We start from the raw sequence: 17345 nt of genomic DNA, 5'->3' as shown, positions 1-17345 counted from the left end.
CTTCGGCGAGAAGGGGGCCGTATCTCACATCGTCCGTGCGGCCCGCGCCGACAGGTCGATGTCCTCGTACGGCGAGTCGGTCACGCTCGGGCCGTGACCCGTGTGCATCTCGCGCAGGTCCGGCCCGACGGCCTCCAGGACGCGGTCGATGCTGTCGATGAGGACCTCCCGGTTCCCCTCGGGGAGGTCGGTCCGGCCGAAGCTCCCGCCTGCGAACACGAGGTCGCCCGCGAACAGCACGCCCGCGTCGGGCGCGTGGAAGCAGAGATGGTCCTCCTTGTGGCCCGGCGTGTGGATGGCGTCGTACTGATGTGCCCCGAGTTCGACCGTGTCGCCGTCGGCGATGCGGTGGTCGACGAGGGAATGGTCGGGGTCGAACCCCCAGACGTCGACGTCGAACGCGTCGACCACCTCGGCGGTGTTGCCCACGTGGTCCGGGTGGGTGTGGGTCAGGACGACCGCATCGATGTCCTCGACGTAGCGCTCGATGACGGGCACGATGTCGAACTCGTTGCCCGTATCGACGACGACGGTCCGGCCCTCGTCGGGGTCGAGTGGTGTGGCCTCCGGGTCGGCCCCGTCGCTCATCACGTCCGCGCCAGCCACCAGGAACGTGTTGCTGGTGAAACTCCGCTGGCCTTGCGCGAGGTTCCGAATCACGACCCTCCATTGCGGCGCCCGGTGTTAAGGCCATTGCGTGTCCGGGGCCACGGCGGTGGGGGAACGCTGATAGGTGCCCGGACGAGAGTGTGAGAACGTGCGACACACCACCCTGGCCGTCGTGTTACTGGTCGTCACCGCCGGCTGCCAGGTCGGACTCCCGGGAGCCGCGGCCGGGCCGGGGACGGAGACGCCGACGTACTCGCCGGCGCCGGTCCCGACGCTGTCGTCGACGCCGTCGACGCTCGCCCCCGGCATCACGGCCGGCGGCGTCGTGGACCACGGCGCGCTGGGTCAGGCCCACCGGAGTGTCCTCGCGGCCAACCGCTACGGGCGGCTGGTCACGCTGGAGGTCCGCCCGGCGCGGGGGCCGCCGGTCTACCGCTACCAGCGACTCCGGCGAGCGGGCCCGGACGGGGTCCTGACGGTGGCGGAGGTCCGGCGTGACTGGGACCGCGACGGGACGGAGACGGTGGCACGGACGGTCTGGTGGGCGCCCGAGTCGGGACCGATCATCGCCCGCTCGGAGACGGAGGATGGACGGATCGTGACCCGGCGCGTGACGGTCGTCCCGCCGCCACGTCACCGGGCACGGGGGCCGGCACGGTTGCTGGACCTCGCGACACGGAACGTCACGGCGGGGCCCCGGCCAGGGACCGTTGAACTCTCGGGCACGACGAGCGTGGCGCCCGGTGTCGCCGACGACTGGCGGCCCAACCAGGCCGTCTCCGTCCGCGCGACGGTCTCCCGGCGAGGACTGATGCGCGAACTCCGGGTGGCCTACTCCTCGCGCGTCGACGGCTCCCCGGGGAGCGTGGCCTACATCGACCGGTACTTCCTGGTCGACCCTGACCCGGGCGAGGCGCCCACCGCGCCGACGTGGTACCCGTCGGCCCGCAACGCGACCAGTTGATGCCCGCGAACGGCACCCTTTTGCCACGGTCGCTCGAAGGCCGGCACATGAAGGAGGACCTGATGGACATCATCTGCTGTCCCCTGGACAAGCACGACCTCGAGCTGGAGGTCATCCGGCGCGACGAGGACGACGAGATTCTCGAGGGCCGACTCGTCTGTACCGAGTGTGGCGAGGAGTACCCCATCGAGGACGGCATCCCGAACCTGCTGCCGCCGGACATGCGGGACGAGGCGGCCGCCTGAGGACCTGAACCGTCGACAGCTTTTCCTCGTGGCGGGGTGTCTCACTCCCCGTGACTGACGCGACGGACCGGCTCGTTGTCGACATCAACCGGGACGGCGCCCGATCACTGGCGGTCCCGGAGTCGGTGACGGTCGACCGGTCGTTCGTCGTGGACCTGCGGAACCACGGCATGGCCACGCACGTCCACCTCCACCTCGACGACGCGCTCTCGGGCGTTGCGCGGCTCTCGAACGCCAACCATCACGTTCCGAGCGAGAGCACCCGTCGTGTCAGGGTCGACATCGTCGAGCCGAGCGACGGCGACTACGCCCCGATCCCCGGGAGACTGAAGGTGGCCATCGCCTACGGGCAGGAGACCCGGTTCGTCGACCTGACGGTCGACCTCAGCAGCCACGAGCCCGTCGCCGTCGACCCGGACCTCGCCGAGCCGCGCGGTGGCTCCGGCGGCGGGGCGGTCACGACCACGCCGGGCGGAGACAGGAATCCGCCGGGCGCGGCCGGCGGCCCCTCGCCGCTGGCACGGAGCAGAACCCTCCGGCTCCTTCCGGCGGTGGTGCTGGGGCTGGTCGCGGTCGGCCTGGCCGTGGCGGCGGTCCTCCCGGCCGGCGCCCCCGACCTCTCGCTGGGCGGGCTGGCGGTCGTGGCCGCGGTGCTGGCGGCGGGCTACCTGCTGCTCTCGTGACTCGCCGCCCGGGGAGGGCGAGGTGACGACCGGCGCCGGTCAGTGCTCACCGTCGGCCGCCTGGTCCCCGTCCGGGTCGGTCGGCACGCCGCAGAGGTTCCCCTCGTCGTCGAACCGTTTCGCGCGGAGGAACCGCGTCCGGTAGCGGTTGGCCCCCTCGGAGGTGTCGGCCTCGCGGATCTCGTCGACCCGGCCGTCCGCGACGGCCTCGATGATGGCCTCGACCTGTTCCTTCTCGCTCGGCGTGAGGTCGAACTCGTAGGTCCGGGACGCTTCGCCCTCCAGTCGGGTCCACCTGCGCGCGGCCGAGACGACCAGCGAGCAGGGCTCCCGGCAGGGGAACACCCCGTCGCCGCCGTCGGCATCGAGCTCGGTCTCGTCGTCGTACTGCCACTCGCGGCGCTTGAGACACTGCGAGTCGTCACAGCAGGCCTCCGCGACCCACTCGACGTGCTCGTGCCCCTCGCCGCGGTCCCAGGTTTCCACGACGCCGTAGATGCCCGTCTGGCGTTCCATCGTCGGGCGCCAGTGGTCCACGTCCAGGTCGCCCTCGCGTTCGAGGTGCCAGTTGGCGACCGTCGCGGGGTAGATCAGGTCGAGCGCACGGGTGCAGTCCCGGCCGTCGAGGCCGACAAACGCCCAGCCCGTCGGGAGCGTCGGCGCGGTCTTGAGCGGGCGATAGCGCCCCCGGTCGTCGTGCTTCACGAGGTCGCGGGCCGTCCGGGGGTCCTCGTGGCGCTCCAGCTCCGGGAGTGGGGTCTCGACCTCGTCCTCGTGGCGGAGTTCGTAGCGGCGCCCGCCAGCGCCCAGCATGGCCGTCACGGCGACCTCCCCCCACGACCGGACGATACCCTCCCGGAGCGCGTCGTAGCGCGTCGGCACCTCCCAGTCCTCGGCCGCGCCGCTCTCCAGCCAGCGCAGGAACGCCCGGTCCGCGGGCGACCGGTCGACACCCTCGAAGAACCACCAGTTGTCGACGTACTCGGGGTGGTTGGTGCAGGCGTCGCGGAACTCCGACTCGGTGAGGTCCTCGCGCGTCACGTCGGGTGTCTCGAAGCGGTAGGGCGCGTCCCCGTCGCCCTCGCGAACGGCCCGGAGACCGTCGAACGCGACGCCCTCCTCGGCTGCCACGACGAGCGCAGCGACCGCCTCGTCGCTCACGGTCACGCGCTCGTCGCTCGCGGCGCCGGACGCGCTCACGCCACCACCTCCGTCGGTGTTCCCCTCGGGTCCATGTCCGGTCGTTCGGGCGGCCCGGTAAGAAGCCTTGCCGAGTCGGCCGCGGAGGCCGTGGCCGCCCCGCCCCCGGTAGCCGTACTAGTTCTTCTCCCCACCCGACGTATCGCTGATATGAACGTGGGTGTCGGGCGCGTATCGGCCGGGCGAGGGGACGACGGCGACCGCTGGGCGGCCGACCGGGGCCTCGTCGCACGGACCGTCCTGGCGCTGCTGTTCGTCCTGGCGCTTCCCGTGGCGTTCGTCCACGTGCTCGTCTGGGGGCTCGGGACCGCGCTCCCGCCGGCGCTGTCGGCCGTCGCCGGGGTGACGGTCCGGTTGCCGACCCGGCCGCCGCTCCCGGTCGTGCTGGTCTGTGTCGCGCTCGGGTTCCTCGCGCAGTACGCGCTGGCGCCCCGACTGGCCCTCCGCTCGCTCGGCGCGCGCCAGGTCGACGCCGAGAGCCACCCGGAGCTGCACGCCGCCGTGACGCGGCTGGCCATCCAGGGGAACGTCCCCGTCCCGCGGGTGGCGGTGGCGACCTCGCGGGTCCCCAACGCCTTCGCGGTCGGCCGCCGGGCCGGCGACGCGACGGTCGTGGTGACGACGGCCCTCCTCGACACCCTCGACGCCCGGGAACGGGACGCCGTGCTGGCGCACGAACTCGCGCACGTCCGGAACCGCGACGCGGCGGTGATGACCCTCGCGAACTTCCTCCCGACGCTGACCGTGCTCGTCGTGATGGTCGTCTACTACCTCCTCGCGGGCCTGCTCTCGACGGTGGGCTCGGTCGACGTGCGCCACGTCGACAAGCGGAGCGTCCACTGGTTCGTGGTCGTGGCGGTGGTGCTCGTCGTGGCCGCCGTCGTGACCGTCAGCGTGGCGGCCGTGTTCTGGGTCGGCAGCCTCGTCCTGTTCCGGCTCCTCTCGCAGTACCGGGAGTTCGCCGCCGACCGGGCCGCCGCCGCCCTGACCGGCGACCCGGCCGCGCTGGCGAGCGCCCTGGGGCGACTCGACGCCGGGGCCGCCCGGGCCCCCGACCGCGACCTCCGGGACATCGACGGCGGACTGGAGGCGCTGTTCCTCGTTCCGGTCGACAGCAGCCGGTTCGAGGGATACCGCGACCTCATCTCCCGCGACGTGTTCCCGGCCACGCACCCGCCGACCGCCGAGCGCATCGCCCGGCTCGAGGCGCTGGCGGCGTCGCTGGAGCGATAGTCGCCGGGTCGGCTCGAGAGAGGGCGACAGCGACCGCCCGTCAGTCGTCCGCCGGCGGGGCCTCGGAGTCGGCGTCCACGCCCGCGACCCGTGTCAGCTCGCGGACCCGCTCGACCGCGTCGCCCACGTCGGCGCCGGCGTCACGGGCCCGCTCGACGATGACGTCGGCCATCAGCGCCTCCGTCCCGACCGCGCCGGCGTACCAGATGCGGGTGCCGTCGACCTCGGTCGGCACGTCGTAGCCGTCGCGGTAGTCCTCGCACAGGCCCATGTCCTCGGGGATGTCCTCCTGGGTGTGGTAGCCATCGGCCACGAACAGCGGGACGACCACCACGTCGTCGCTCTCGAAGAACTCGGTGACGTCGTCCACCTCGGGGTCCTCGTCCATGTAGAGGTCGCGGACCTCGTCGAAGCGGCCCGTCTCCCGGATGCGGTCGGCGTGGTACTGGATGGCCTTCGCCGAGTTCTCGTTGCGCTTCGTGCCGTGGCCGACCACCGCGAGGCCGAATCCCTCGCCCACGTCCGGGTCGCCCGTCACCGTCTCCGCCCGCCGGACGATGACGTCGGTCATCGCCTCGTGGGTGCCGGCCGGGCCACAGTAGTGGACCCGCTGGCCGGTGTCCGCGGCCGTGAGCGTGACGGAGGTCGCACTCGTGCCGTCGGACTCCCAGGCGTCCTCCTCCCAGCCCTCCAGCCGCAGCTCGCGGGGGATGACCTCCTCGGTGAAGTAGCCCTCGCTGATGAACAGCGGGACGACGAACACCTCGTCGGCCGTGACGGTCCGGAGGACCTCGCGGACGTGGGGCTCCTCCTTCCAGAAGCCGACCCGGACCTCGTCGAACGCGCCGACCTGCCGGATGGTGTCGGCGTGCTCGTAGGTGGGCGTGCTGGACTCGGGGTTGAGATGCGACCCGTGGGCGACGATGACCAGCGCCTGACTCATGCGTGGACGCAGGGCCGTCGCGGGCTTAGGGGTGTCGCCACGTCGGGGAACCGCGTCCCGGTGGAGGGCCGAAGCGTGTGGTGTCAGCCGTCGGGCTCGAAGATGTCCTCGATGCGGCAGTCGAAGTGGTCGGCCAGTGCGAACGCCAGCTCCAGCGACGGGTCGTAGCGGCCCCGCTCGATGGAGTTGATGGTCTGTGACGCCGACCGCCTCGGCGAGCGCCGCCTGACTCGGTCCCTGCTCGGCCCGGCGCTCGGGCAGGTCGTTGTTCATCGCCGGAGGCGGAAGCCGGCGTAGACGAGCCCCCAGGTCAGACTGATGATACTGAACGCGTACAGCAGCGGTTCCGCCATCGGGGGGAACGCCATCCGCCCGGTCGCGTCGAGAAGGAACAGCGTAGACCGACCGGGCGTCCGTCAGTCTGCGGCGGGCGCGGTGCGCAACTCCTCCAGCAGCGTCCGGGCGCCAGCCTCGGAGGACTCCGGCCCCCGGACCGTAATCAGGTCACCGTCGACCGTGACGCTCGTCTCCGCGTCGAGTTCGGCATCCCAGTTCCCGCCCGCGGCCTCGACCTCGTCCTCGACCCAGTACGGGAGCTTCCGACCGTCGTGCATCACGTCGTTCTCGTCGACGATGTCCGCCTCCCACGCGTTGGGGAAGCCGGTCACGTCCCGGCCGTCGACCAGGAACGAGCCGTCGCTGGTCCGCGTGTGTGCGAGGATGCCGACCGCGTGGCAGATGACGACCCCCAGGCCGTCCTCGCCCTCGACGGCGTCCCGCAGCAGCGCGCGAGCGTGCCGGTCCTGGTTCACATCCCAGACCGTGCCGTGTCCGCCGGGGAGGACGACGGCATCGTAGTCGTCGGCGGACTGCTCGGCGACGGGCTCGGGGTCGTTCAACCGCTCGTCGTTCTCGTGGACCTCGAGTACGCGCTCGGCGGTCTCCTCGCCGACCTCGTCGGGGTCGACGGAGACCGGGTCCACCTCGGGCGCGGCGCCCGAGGGCGTCGCGACCGTCACGTCGACGCCCGCCTCGTCCAGTTCGGTCAGCGGCGTGGTACACTCCTCTCCCCAGTAGCCGTGTTCGGTGACGACCAGTAGTGCCGAAGTCATCGTACGCCCACATCGGGGACCGACGCGGAAGAGTCCCAGGGTGGCTGCGGGAATCTCTGGTTCAATCTCGAATACAAATTATATATTCCGTTTACTAATGTTGAAAATCCCAATTACTTGGATTATAAGCATCTTTGTCCAAGAATATGTTTCCGGCCTGTAGCCGGCCCGATGCGCGTGGCCGGCTCAGACGAGCCCGACCACGGCCGCCAGCAGCACCGTCGAGCCGGCCATCACCAGCGCGCCGGCGGCCCCCACGAGGACGCGACGCTTGCGGGACTGCTGGATGGCAGTGGCTCGCTCGTCGTACAGGGCTCCGGGTGCCCCGACCGTGGCGACGCCGTCCTCGGTGCCGACCCGGCCGGTGGCCGTGACCGGCGAGGTCGCGGTCAGCCGGCGTTCCTCGTAGACGCGCCGGTCGCCGTCACCGAGCTCCAGGTCGTCCCGGTAGGCCGCGACGCAGTCCGGGAGGCCATCGCGGGCCTCGACGCGGTGGTCGCCCGAGCGTGGCGGGACGGACCAGCCGCCGAGTTCGAGGCTCTCCGGGTCGACCCGGACGCTCCCGGTCCCGTCGCGGACCTCGAACGGGACGCCACCGTGGTCCGTTCGAGCCAGCCCGCGGATGCCCCGCCGGCCGATGCCGTGGTGTTCGCGCACCCTGACGGCCCAGGCCAGGCAGGGCTCCCCGCTGAGCGGGGCCTCGACCGTCCCCTCCGGCCCCGGTTCGGCGGTCCCGGAGACCGTCACCCGGCCGTCGGTGGCGTCCATGGCGTCGGTGACGGTCCGAACCCGGAGGTACCGGAGCAGGTTACCGAGGCCCACCGAGAGGGCGAACGCGCCGACGAACAGGCCCGCCGTCGCGCCGCTCGCGAGGGTCGCCCCCGGCTCCCCCTCGCCCGGGATGCCGGCCGCGAACTCGACGCCGAACACGACGGCCAGCGCCACGGTCGTCGGGAGGGCGGCCGTCCACCGGCCGACACCGAGCGCGCTACCGTAGACCCGGAGCTGCGAGGGCAGGCCGAACAGGCGGGCGACGACGTACCCCGCGGCGGCGCCGACCAGCAGAACCGGTAGCAGGAAGACGAGGACCAGGAGGGCGACGAGTGTCTCGACGGTGACCACGGCGGAGGCGGTGGACCCACCGGCACCTGTCTACGGGTAGCGGCAGGCTACTCCGCGAACCGGACCGTCGCCGGGACCCCCTCCGGCGGGCGGAGCGTAGGCGTCGCCCGGAGGTCGTCCAGCGCGTTGCGGGGCACGTCCACGTCGAACTCCCGGGCGAGGCGCGCGAGCGCCAGGCGGGCGCCCGTCAGCGAGAACTGCCGACCGATGCAGGCGTGCGGCCCCGACGAGAACGGGAAGTACGCCTCGACGGACTGGGGGTTGCGGCCCGCCCAGCGCGACGGGTCGAACTCCCCGGGCCGGTCGAAGTAGCGCCCGTCCCGGTGGATGGACCACTGCGGCATGATGACCCCCGAGCCCTCCGGGACCCGGTAGTCACCGAGTTCGACCGCCTCGGTCGTCCGGCGGAAGACGGCCCAGGCTGCCGGGTAGAGGCGCAGGGCCTCCTGGAACACCTGCCCCGTGTACTCCAGGTCGGCGACGTGCTCGTGGCGTGGCGTCTCGTCGCCCAGCACGTCGCGGGCCTCCTGGCGCACCTTCTCGCGTACCTCGGGATGCCACGAGAGCAGCGTCGTCGTGTAGGTCAGCGAGAGCGCCGTCGTCTCGTGGCCCGCGATGAGGAAGGTCGCGACCTCGTCCCGGATCTGGTTCTCGGGGTAGTCGACCTCGGGGTCGTCCTCGCGGGCGAGCAGCAGCGTCAGCATGTCCATCGAATCGGTCTCGCCGCGGGCCATCGCCTCGCGGCGCCGCTCGATCATCAACTCGGCCAGCCGCAGGACGCCCTCGGCGGCCCCCTCGAACTCCGCGGTGATCGGCGTGGGGAACCACGCCGGCGCGGCCGCGCTCGCGTCGAACTCGAACTCGTCGCCCGCGACGCTCATCCAGGAGTGGAACCGGTCGGCCATCGACCGGCCGATATCCTCGCCCAGCAGGATCTCGCTGGCCACCCGGACGGTGAGCGTGGTCATCTCGCGGTGGAGGTTGCGGTCGAGCGTGCGGGTGGTGTCGGGTGCGGCGCCTGCGGAGGTGGCTGTCCCCCCATCCGCGGCAGCGGTCGGCCCCGATTCGAGTGCCTCGCGCCACTCGCCCGCGAGCCCCTCGACGCGCTCGCCCACCGTGTTCGCGTACGCCCGGACCTGCGGTCCGGCGAAGGCGTCGCCGACGATCTCGCGCTGCTGGCGCCAGAGGTCCCCCTCGCTCTGGACGAGCCCCTGCTCGGCGATCATCGACGAGGGCCCCTGTGCCGGGACGCGCGGGAAGTCCTCGGGCCGCGAGAGCGCCTCGTGGACCAGCGACGGGTTGGTGACGATGACGAGCGGGCCCCGCCCGGGGACCGGGACGGCGACGATGTCCTCGAACCGCGATTGCACCCCCTCCAGGAAGCGGAACGTCTGTGTCCCGAACCGCAGCGCGTTGAGGATGCCGGCCTCGGGCGGTTTCGGGAGTTCGCGTGCCATACACTGTCCAGGGGTGGCGACCGTTAGTGACTTTCGCCGAACCCGGAGAGGGCGGCTGGGGTCCGCGGCCGGCGGGCGGGGAACGTTTAATCGGGCCCTCCTCCAATCCGGGACGAATGAGTACGCTCCGCGGGCGCCTGCCGACCGTGACCGAACCGGGCGTGGCGGTGTTCGTCTCCGGGGTGGCCAGCATGGGGCTGGAGATCCTCTCGGGACGTATCGTCGCCCCCCAGTTCGGGAGCAGCATCTACACCTGGGGGACCATCATCGGGGTCTTCCTCGCGGCGCTCTCGCTGGGCTACCATCGCGGCGGCCAGCGCGCCGCCGAGCACGCCTCCACCGAGCGGATGGCGTGGGCGCTGGTGGCGACCGCCGCGTACGTCGCGGCCATCGTCTTCGCGGGCGACCTGATGCTGGCGGCGGTCACGGGACTCCCGCTCCCGGCGCGGTTCGCGTCGCTCCCGGCCGTCACGCTCCTGTTCGGTCCGCCGACCTACCTGCTGGGCTACATCAGCCCGTACGCCGCGGAGCTGGCCGAGGCCGACGGCGTGGGGCGGGCCTCCGGCCACGTCTACGCCGTCGGGACCGTCGGCAGCATCCTGGGCGCGTTCGGCACCACCTTCCTCCTCATCCCGTCGCTCTCGGTGGAGTACATCGGCCTCGTCTTCGGCCTGCTCCTCGTCGGCACGGCCGTCTACCTCACCTACCCGCCGGTGTCGGGGCTCACGGCGCGCTCGCTCGGCGTCGGGGTGCTGCTCGTCCTGGCGGCCACGAGCGGCTCCTTCGGCTTCGGTGTCGAGGGGCGCGTCCTCTACGAGACCCAGACCGCGTACCAGGAACTCGAGGTGGGCGAGATCAACGGCACACGGACCCTGTACCTCGACGACCAGCGCCACAGCGCGATGGACGTCGACCGGCCAACCCGGCACGTCTTCGAGTACACCCGCTACTTCCACCTCCCCTACCTGCTGGCCGACGACCCCGACGACATCGACCGGGTGCTGTTCGTCGGCGGGGGCGGGTTCACCGGCCCGAAGCGCTTCCTCGAGGAGTACGACGCGACCGTCGACGTGGTCGAGATCGACCCCGAGGTCGTCCGGGTGGCGAAGGAGTACTTCGCGGTGAACGAGTCCCACCCACGACTGAACATCTACCGGGAGGACGGCCGGCGCTACCTCCGCGAGACGGACCGCACCTACGACCTCATCGTGCTGGACGCGTACAAGAAGGACAAGGTCCCGTTCCAGCTGACGACGGTGGAGTTCTTCGAGCTGGCGCGGTCCCGGCTCTCGGCCGACGGGATGCTGTACGCGAACGTCATCTCCGCCGAGACCGGCCCGGCCTCGAAGTTCTACCGCGCCGAGTACCGGACCATGTCGGAGGTGTTCCCGCAGGTGTACACGTTCCCGACGGTCGGTGGCTCGCTCGTCGGGAACATCCAGGTCGTGGCCACCCGGAACGGGACGCGGCTCGACCGGGAGACGCTGCTGGAGCGGAACGGGCGCCGCGACATCGGCATCGACCTCTCGGCCGAGGTCCGGACGCTCCGCGATGAGCCGCCGCGGACGGACGACGTGCCCGTCCTCCGGGACGACCGTGCGCCCGTCGACAGCCTGCTCGACCCGATGGTGGGCCAGCGATACGTCGTCCAGACGGCCCAAAACGGGACGGCGACACCCGCACGCGCGCTCGACCCGGGAGCGGGATCCCCGACCACCGTACCCCGGAACGCCCGTGCCGTCCGTGTGTCGGGCGTCTGACGGAGGTTTATGCCGGTCGAGCGGGTACGGTCGCACCCGTGGTACAGCAGCTCGACATCGAGAACATCGCCTACGTCCAGCTGACGGGGATCGAGTGCGACGAGTGCGGTCGCCCGTTCGAGGAGCGGGTCCGTGGTGGCGAGATCGGCGTCCTCAACGGCTGGACCGTCGAGGCGGTGACGGAGCTCCGCTGTCCGTACTGTGGGCACGTGACGCGGCTGGTGTTCGAAGAGGAACTCCGGCAGTCCTACCCCGAGGATTCGACCCCCGCGTCCGGGTCGTCGTCCGACGCCTCCTCGTCGTCGACGTGAGCGTGTCTGCGCCCTCGCGAGGCTACCGAGATCGAAACGTGATATATGGCCAGATTCTCGGGACGTATGTAGAGAAGTGTTCATTACTGTAGTTCTCGAGTCCTCGGTATGATCGATCGGGGGGATACATTCGTTCAGAAATCGTGTGTCTACGCGACGCGTGCCGACGGCGCGGTGCTGGTGTTCGAGGGGCCGTCGCACGAGACTCTCCAGGTACCGAAGGGCACCGTCGACCCGGGAGAGACGGCCCGGGAGGCGGCGTTCAGGGAACTCGCCGAGGAGTCCGGCGTCGGAGCGGTGTCCGACATCCGCCAGCTGGCGAGTGACTGCTGGCATCGCCGTGCCACGGCCGACGGCGACCGGTGGTACGTCCGGCACTTCTTCCAGGTGACCATCCACGAACCGCGCGAGCGCTGGGACCACGAGGTCACCGGCAGCGGTGCGGAGGTCGGCGAGACGTTCTCCTTCCGCTGGCTCCAGCCGGAGCGGGCGGCCGACCAGCGGTTCGCACTCGATCTGGACGACTACCTCCATCTCCTCCCGGGGACGCGTACCGGGGCGGGCGAAGCACCACTCGATGCCCCAACGCCGGGGACCGAGGCCGCTCCCGGCCATGCCGATTGACCAGCGCGCACCCCCCACGTATCCTGGACCGAGCGCCGGCCCGTAGCTCGGGTCGGATGGTCCCGATACCGGTCGCCGGGAGTGTCGGTACTGGACCGTGTGCCGGGTCCACACGCCGTGTTGCAACGGAAGGCCTTTTTTATATCGACCACCCTACTGCCGCCTACTCATGACCACGGTCCCGTCCACCGCTCGCGCCGCCGAACGGTTCCGCCGCTCGCTCCTGGGTGAGTTCTCCTAGATGCCCCGGTCGACCGCGCCGCCAGGCCCGCAGTCTGTCCCGGGCACTCCCTACTCGACGCCGTCGCTGTCGTGCCGTGTGACCAGTCGCGTTCTCCTCGTGGAGTCCGAGTCGTAGTCACGAAACGATGATCGATACACCGTCCTCCAGCCGGGTACAGAAGTCCTTCCTGAAGTACCAGCACGTGTTCGTCTTCCTCGCGCCGGTGCTGTTCGTCGTGGGCGTGTACTTCTTCGCCCCGACCGGCAGCGTCGAGTCGGGGTACTGGTTCGAGTACTGGTGGCTGTTCCTGTTCTTCATCGTCGGGGCGACCACCGTCAACACGGTGGGGATCAGCGGCTCGGCGCTGTTCGTGCCGTTCCTCATCTTCATCTTCCCGTTGCTCGCACAGCCGCTCGAGCCCGAGACCATCGTGAAGGTGGGGCTCATCAGCGAGTCGTTCGGTCTCTCCAGCTCCGCCATCGCGTTCATCCAGTACGGGCTGGTCGACCGACGGCTCGCGCTCACCATCGTCGCCGGCTCCATCCCGTTCGTCGTCGGGGGCGCGTTGCTCTCCTTCATCATCCCGGAGCCGCTGTTCCACCTGGCACTGGGGATGGCGCTGATGACCGCCTCGTACCTGCTGTTCAAGGCCGACCTCGGACACGGACACGAGGCGGGCGACGACACCGAGGCCGGCACCGCCGCAGACGGTGGCGAGCCCCACTCCGACGGTGGCGTCCGCGAGGACCTCCCCAACGACGACGACAAGCTCGGCCCTGCCGGCGTCGAGACGGACGCCGAGGGCAACGTCACCCGGGTCGACCGCGAGGGCGACGACTACCGCTACACCCGGAGCGGCTACCTCGAACGGTTCGCCAACTACAGCATCGGCGGCACCTTCCAGGGGCTCGCCGGCTTCGGCTCGGGCGAGCTGGGCATCATCTCGATGCTCCGCACGGAGGTCCCCGTCCGGGTCGCCATCGGCACGAACCACATCGTCGTGGCCGCGACGGCCATCCTGGCGTCGCTGGTCCACGTCTTCGGCGGGGGGCTGGTCGGGGGCCACTCGCTGAGCCTCGCCAGCACGCCGTGGAACATGGTCGTCTGGACGGTCCCCGCGACGGTGACGGGCGGGCAGATCGCCCCCTACGTCTCGAACGCACTGGACACCGGGACGATCAAGAAGGGTGTCGGCGGGCTGTTCGCCATCATCTCCGTCGCCCTGTTCCTGATGGCCGCCGGCGGCGCCGGCTTCATCGGACTGTAGACCGCCCGCGGGTCCTCCGGCACCTGGCACCGGCTCCATCTCACCCGACAGGCCCATCACGGGCGTTTTGAGGGCGCCCGTCGAACGCCCACGCATGTACGACGACATCCTGCTCCCGACCGATGGGAGCGAGGGCACCCGGGCGGCGGTCACGCACGCGAACGAACTCGCGACGACGTACGACGCGACGGTCCACGTCCTGTCGGTGATCGACACGCGCAACCGCTTCGAGAGCCCGTCCAGCGGGCTCGCGCCGGAGGCCTGGACCGAGCGCGAGCGTGAACGGGCCAACGAGGCCATCGACGAGGCGGTCGCGGGGCTGGACGACGGGCTCGATATCGACCGTGTGGTCCAGGAAGGGACGCCGACGAGCGGTATCCTCGACTACGTCGACGAGCACGCCGTCGACGTGGTCGTCCTCGCCACCCACGGCCGCACGGGGCTGGACCACTACCTCATCGGGAGCGTCACCGAGGAGATCGTCAGGAAGTCGCCGGCGCCGGTGCTGACGGTGAAGCTGGCCGAGGAGTGAGCTACCGGCGGTCGAGGCCGCCGAGCGCGTCCTCCTGCATCCGGACGAACCGGGACGGCCACTCCGCGACGTGCGTACGGAACCGCTCTGCGAGACGATGCAGGACACCCACGACCGTCGTCGGGGCCCCATCCTCCCCGCCGGTTGGTCGCTGTTTGTAACTCATGTGCGTCATTAACAGGGGGACTGTCATAAATGTTGGTGGGCCATCCACGCATCGGTAGGACGTGGTCGTGAGGAACTCCCCCTGCCACCTGTTGACCCCGGATTCCAATCGCCACCAGCCGATGGTTCGCCTCCTCCCCCGGGGGTGGCCGGTATGGCCCGTGGTACCGCGCGTATCAGGAGCCTTATACGGCCACGCGGCCTACCATCTGTATGAGCGAGGAGAGCGGGCGCCGGAACCTCCGGATGCCCAACGACGACGAGATGTTCGCGGTCGTCACCGAGCACAACGGTGGCAACCACGTCCGGCTGCAGTGCCAGGACGGAAAGAGCCGGATGGGCCGCATCCCCGGCCGCATGAAGTACCGGGTCTGGATCAACGAGGGCGACGTCGTCCTCGTCGAGCCGTGGGACTGGCAGGACGAGAAGGCCAACGTGGAGTGGCGCTACGACGAGCAGGACGCCGAGCAGCTCCGCCGCGAAGGCCACATCGAGTAACCAGCCCCCTTTCCTCACTGGGCCGACCGGGCGCCGCCGCCCTGCCGGACCTCCGGTCACACTCGACGCACCCGACAGTCGAGGCTGTCTACCCCGGAATCCTGGCTGTTGGAACCTGTCGTGCACCCGTCGCTCACCTGCCGGGAATCGGCGCGAAGTACTAACTCCCCACAGTCGAAGCTAGATTGATGAACGAACCGGACGACGAATGCGAGACGACCGGTCCGGGAGAGATGGAGGTCGCTCCCGGGACGCTCCGGGCGCTCCGGAACCCCGTTTGCCGGTTCACGGTCTACGCCCTCGACGGCCGGCGCCTGCCGCTCGATGTCGTGGCCGATGTCGTCGTCGGCTGGCGCGCAGCGAACGCCGGCGGGATGGCTACCGGGGACGACCGCGAGCGGGTCCGGAGTGAACTCCACCACCGCCACCTCCCGGCGCTGGCGGATGCCGGACTCGTCGAGTACGACCCGGACACCGGCGCCGTCGCCCTCGCGTCGCTGTCGGCGCCGACGCGACAGCTCATCGAGTGGCTGTACCGCCACGAGGCCGAGAACACCGCCGAGGCGGCGCCACCTGGCCCGCCGGCCCCGGAGGCGTTCGCCCGCTCAAACCGGCTCGAGTTCCCGGATGAGCTGGACCTGGAGGGGTTCCTCGCGGCGGTCGAGGACCGCCACCGGACGGTGACGGTCTACGCCCCCGAGCCGCCGTCGGGCATCGTCACCCAGCTCTCGGACCGGAACACCACCGTCGAACACGAGGTGATCCCACCGGGCGGGCCGGCGGAGTTCCTGCTGGTCCACGACCGAGCGGGGTTCGTGGGGTCGGCCGCCCTCGACACGCTCGACCGGCTGGCCGACCCCGCGGTCCCGGACCCCACCGTGGACCCCACGCTCCCTGGGGCCGAGCGAGCGCTCCTGGGGCTGCTCGAGGATACCCTGTTCGCGTCGCTCGAACGGCGACAGCTCCTCACCGCCTCCCGAGAGATCGAGGACCGCGCCCAGCGCGTGGGGGCTGGGAGCCTCCACGTCGGCTTCCAGGAGTTCTCGAAGCTCCGACACCAGTGGCCGCTCTATCGACACCTGGCGACGGAGACCGACCTCGACATCCACCTCTACGGTCGCGAGGACTGGGCGCCGCCCGAGGTGTCGCGGGTCACGTACCACGGCGACCTGCCCGGGGTGGGCCGGTTCTGGTTCCTCGCGTTCGACGGCGGCCCCGTGCGGGCACAGCGATGCGCTCTGGTCGCAGAGGAGCGGACCCCCGGTCGATTCTACGGCTGCTGGACGTACGACCCCGACCTCGTCGGGGGGCTCATGGACTGGCTGGCGTCCGCCGCCGGCTGAGGCGGGGGCCGCGTCCCCGGGCTACCGGTCCGTCCCCTCGTACTCCTGGTAGATGACGGCGCCGCAGGCCTTGCAGTGGGAGGCGTCGCGGTCGTGGGCCGCCAACCCGCAGTCCGGACAGGTCACGTCCACGCGGTCGCGGCGGGCCCACTCGCGGACGATGCGACTCCCCTGCCACGGGATGAGGATGACCGCGCCCAGGATCGACGCGACGGTCACCCAGCGGCCCGCAGCGGTCCGCGGCAGGATGTCCCCGAAGCCGACCGTCGACAGCGTGACGACGGTGTAGTAGAACGCGTCGCCGAAGGTGTCCACGTCCGGGTTGACAGCGTGTTCGACGCTGTAGAACAGGCCCGCCGAGACGAAGAAGACCACCAGTACCGTCAGCAGCAGCTTCAGCGCCCGCAGCGTGTTGTCCGAGACCGTCCCGAAGAAGAACTCGGCGTCGCGGGTGAAGCGGTAGAACCGGAGGACCCGGACCACCCTGAGCGCCCGGAGGAACCCGACCTCGGCGGCGAGTTTCAGGCCGACGCCCGGCACGACCAGCACGGCCAGCGTCGGCAGGATGGCGAGCAGGTCGGCCACCGTGTACGGGTTCGTCGCCTCCGCCACCCGCGACTCGGCGCCGTACAGCCGGAGAACGTACTCGACGAGGAACACCAGCGCGGTGACCACCTCCGCCCTCCGGAGCAGGCCGGCGGTGTCGTCCGCGAGCGGGTAGGTCTCCGCCACCAGGACGGCGACGAACACCAGATTCAGCGCCAGGAGCGCGATGTCGATGGCCTTGCCCAGGATGGTCTCGTGGTCCAGCAGGTAGAACCGGACGGTCCCACGGAGGTCTGTCGGCGGTGCAGCCACATCGGAGGTGCAGACGGGCGACCCACGTAGTCCCATCGCCCGTGACCCGTCGCTCGGTTTCGAGGTCGCACACGACCCGCTCCGGCTCGGTCACGGTACGGCGGCAGGGCCGGTGGCAGATATCTGCCCTCGTACGTTAATCCGGGCGATAGCGATGGCTCCGGCCTCATAAACGGAATATTTTGGATATATTGTG

General features: G+C 70.7%; 19 protein-coding genes and 1 pseudogene. 11 read left to right on the top strand and 9 right to left on the bottom strand.

The window, feature by feature from the left end:
- Window positions 1-24 precede the first annotated feature (24 nt).
- The gene (locus P2T62_RS11780; RefSeq protein ID WP_276257274.1) at window positions 25-660 is read right to left on the bottom strand and encodes an MBL fold metallo-hydrolase; all 636 of its coding nucleotides are present in this window, start codon (window positions 658-660) and stop codon (window positions 25-27) included.
- Between the two features lie 97 nt (window positions 661-757).
- Between P2T62_RS11780 and P2T62_RS11775 the strand changes: the two genes are divergently transcribed.
- The 3 genes from P2T62_RS11775 to P2T62_RS11765 are packed head-to-tail and all read left to right on the top strand — an operon-like array spanning window position 758 to window position 2501.
- On the top strand, window positions 758-1573 hold the full coding sequence (locus P2T62_RS11775; RefSeq protein WP_276257273.1) for a hypothetical protein: 816 nt from the start codon (window positions 758-760) through the stop codon (window positions 1571-1573).
- A gap of 47 nt (window positions 1574-1620) precedes the next feature.
- Window positions 1621-1818, top strand: coding sequence for a methytransferase partner Trm112 (locus P2T62_RS11770; RefSeq protein ID WP_276257272.1), 198 nt, complete (start codon window positions 1621-1623; stop codon window positions 1816-1818).
- A 50-nt stretch (window positions 1819-1868) separates the two neighbouring features.
- Window positions 1869-2501, top strand: coding sequence for a DUF7524 family protein (locus P2T62_RS11765; protein WP_276257271.1), 633 nt, complete (start codon window positions 1869-1871; stop codon window positions 2499-2501).
- Between the two features lie 39 nt (window positions 2502-2540).
- On the opposite strand, the gene P2T62_RS11760 is transcribed toward P2T62_RS11765, so the two are convergent.
- Window positions 2541-3701: a DR2241 family protein gene (locus P2T62_RS11760; protein WP_420028371.1), complete on the bottom strand. Its 1161-nt coding sequence runs from the start codon at window positions 3699-3701 to the stop codon at window positions 2541-2543.
- 150 nt (window positions 3702-3851) lie between these two features.
- Between P2T62_RS11760 and P2T62_RS11755 the strand changes: the two genes are divergently transcribed.
- Window positions 3852-4934 (top strand): M48 family metalloprotease, encoded by a 1083-nt coding sequence (locus P2T62_RS11755; protein ID WP_276257270.1) that lies wholly within the window; start codon window positions 3852-3854, stop codon window positions 4932-4934.
- A gap of 40 nt (window positions 4935-4974) precedes the next feature.
- On the opposite strand, the gene P2T62_RS11750 is transcribed toward P2T62_RS11755, so the two are convergent.
- The 5 genes and pseudogenes from P2T62_RS11750 to P2T62_RS11730 form a co-directional block, all read right to left on the bottom strand.
- Complete coding sequence (locus tag P2T62_RS11750) at window positions 4975-5877, bottom strand: CbiX/SirB N-terminal domain-containing protein (RefSeq protein WP_276257269.1); 903 nt, start codon at window positions 5875-5877, stop codon at window positions 4975-4977.
- 83 nt (window positions 5878-5960) lie between these two features.
- Window positions 5961-6150 (bottom strand): annotated as a pseudogene (locus tag P2T62_RS11745) (helix-turn-helix transcriptional regulator).
- Window positions 6151-6293: 143 nt separating this feature from the next.
- Window positions 6294-6989 (bottom strand): type 1 glutamine amidotransferase domain-containing protein, encoded by a 696-nt coding sequence (locus tag P2T62_RS11740; RefSeq protein WP_276257268.1) that lies wholly within the window; start codon window positions 6987-6989, stop codon window positions 6294-6296.
- Window positions 6990-7175: 186 nt separating this feature from the next.
- On the bottom strand, window positions 7176-8111 hold the full coding sequence (locus P2T62_RS11735; RefSeq protein WP_276257267.1) for a hypothetical protein: 936 nt from the start codon (window positions 8109-8111) through the stop codon (window positions 7176-7178).
- Between the two features lie 47 nt (window positions 8112-8158).
- The gene (locus P2T62_RS11730; protein ID WP_276257266.1) at window positions 8159-9568 is read right to left on the bottom strand and encodes a cytochrome P450; all 1410 of its coding nucleotides are present in this window, start codon (window positions 9566-9568) and stop codon (window positions 8159-8161) included.
- A gap of 116 nt (window positions 9569-9684) precedes the next feature.
- Here P2T62_RS11730 and P2T62_RS11725 point away from each other — a divergent pair, with 116 nt between their 5' ends.
- The 5 genes from P2T62_RS11725 (at window position 9685) to P2T62_RS11705 (ending at window position 14285) form a co-directional block, all read left to right on the top strand.
- Window positions 9685-11328 carry a spermidine synthase gene (locus tag P2T62_RS11725; RefSeq protein ID WP_276257265.1) on the top strand — a complete coding sequence of 548 codons (1644 nt, stop codon included), beginning with the start codon at window positions 9685-9687 and terminating at the stop codon, window positions 11326-11328.
- Window positions 11329-11366: 38 nt separating this feature from the next.
- The gene (locus tag P2T62_RS11720) at window positions 11367-11639 is read left to right on the top strand and encodes a hypothetical protein (RefSeq protein WP_276257264.1); all 273 of its coding nucleotides are present in this window, start codon (window positions 11367-11369) and stop codon (window positions 11637-11639) included.
- 108 nt (window positions 11640-11747) lie between these two features.
- Entirely contained in the window at window positions 11748-12263 is a 516-nt protein-coding gene (locus P2T62_RS11715; protein WP_276257263.1) for an NUDIX domain-containing protein, read from the top strand.
- Between the two features lie 368 nt (window positions 12264-12631).
- Window positions 12632-13753 carry a sulfite exporter TauE/SafE family protein gene (locus tag P2T62_RS11710; protein WP_276257262.1) on the top strand — a complete coding sequence of 374 codons (1122 nt, stop codon included), beginning with the start codon at window positions 12632-12634 and terminating at the stop codon, window positions 13751-13753.
- A 94-nt stretch (window positions 13754-13847) separates the two neighbouring features.
- Window positions 13848-14285, top strand: coding sequence for a universal stress protein (locus tag P2T62_RS11705; RefSeq protein ID WP_276257261.1), 438 nt, complete (start codon window positions 13848-13850; stop codon window positions 14283-14285).
- Between the two features lies 1 nt (window position 14286).
- Here P2T62_RS11705 and P2T62_RS11700 read toward each other — a convergent pair whose 3' ends face one another.
- Entirely contained in the window at window positions 14287-14451 is a 165-nt protein-coding gene (locus P2T62_RS11700; RefSeq protein WP_276257260.1) for a hypothetical protein, read from the bottom strand.
- A gap of 212 nt (window positions 14452-14663) precedes the next feature.
- Between P2T62_RS11700 and eif1A the strand changes: the two genes are divergently transcribed.
- Entirely contained in the window at window positions 14664-14948 is a 285-nt protein-coding gene (gene eif1A, locus P2T62_RS11695) for a translation initiation factor eIF-1A (protein WP_276257259.1), read from the top strand.
- A gap of 188 nt (window positions 14949-15136) precedes the next feature.
- On the top strand, window positions 15137-16291 hold the full coding sequence (locus P2T62_RS11690; protein WP_276257258.1) for a DUF7344 domain-containing protein: 1155 nt from the start codon (window positions 15137-15139) through the stop codon (window positions 16289-16291).
- Between the two features lie 21 nt (window positions 16292-16312).
- Here the strand turns inward: P2T62_RS11690 and P2T62_RS11685 are convergent, their stop codons facing one another.
- Window positions 16313-17185, bottom strand: coding sequence for an ion transporter (locus P2T62_RS11685; RefSeq protein ID WP_276257257.1), 873 nt, complete (start codon window positions 17183-17185; stop codon window positions 16313-16315).
- Between the last annotated feature and the right edge of the window lie 160 nt (window positions 17186-17345).

The sequence above is a fragment of the Haloglomus litoreum genome, assembly GCF_029338515.1.
GTDB lineage: Archaea > Halobacteriota > Halobacteria > Halobacteriales > Haloarculaceae > Haloglomus > Haloglomus litoreum.
Note: the sequence above shows the minus strand (reverse complement) of the source record. Positions and strands in the feature narration are given on the sequence as shown.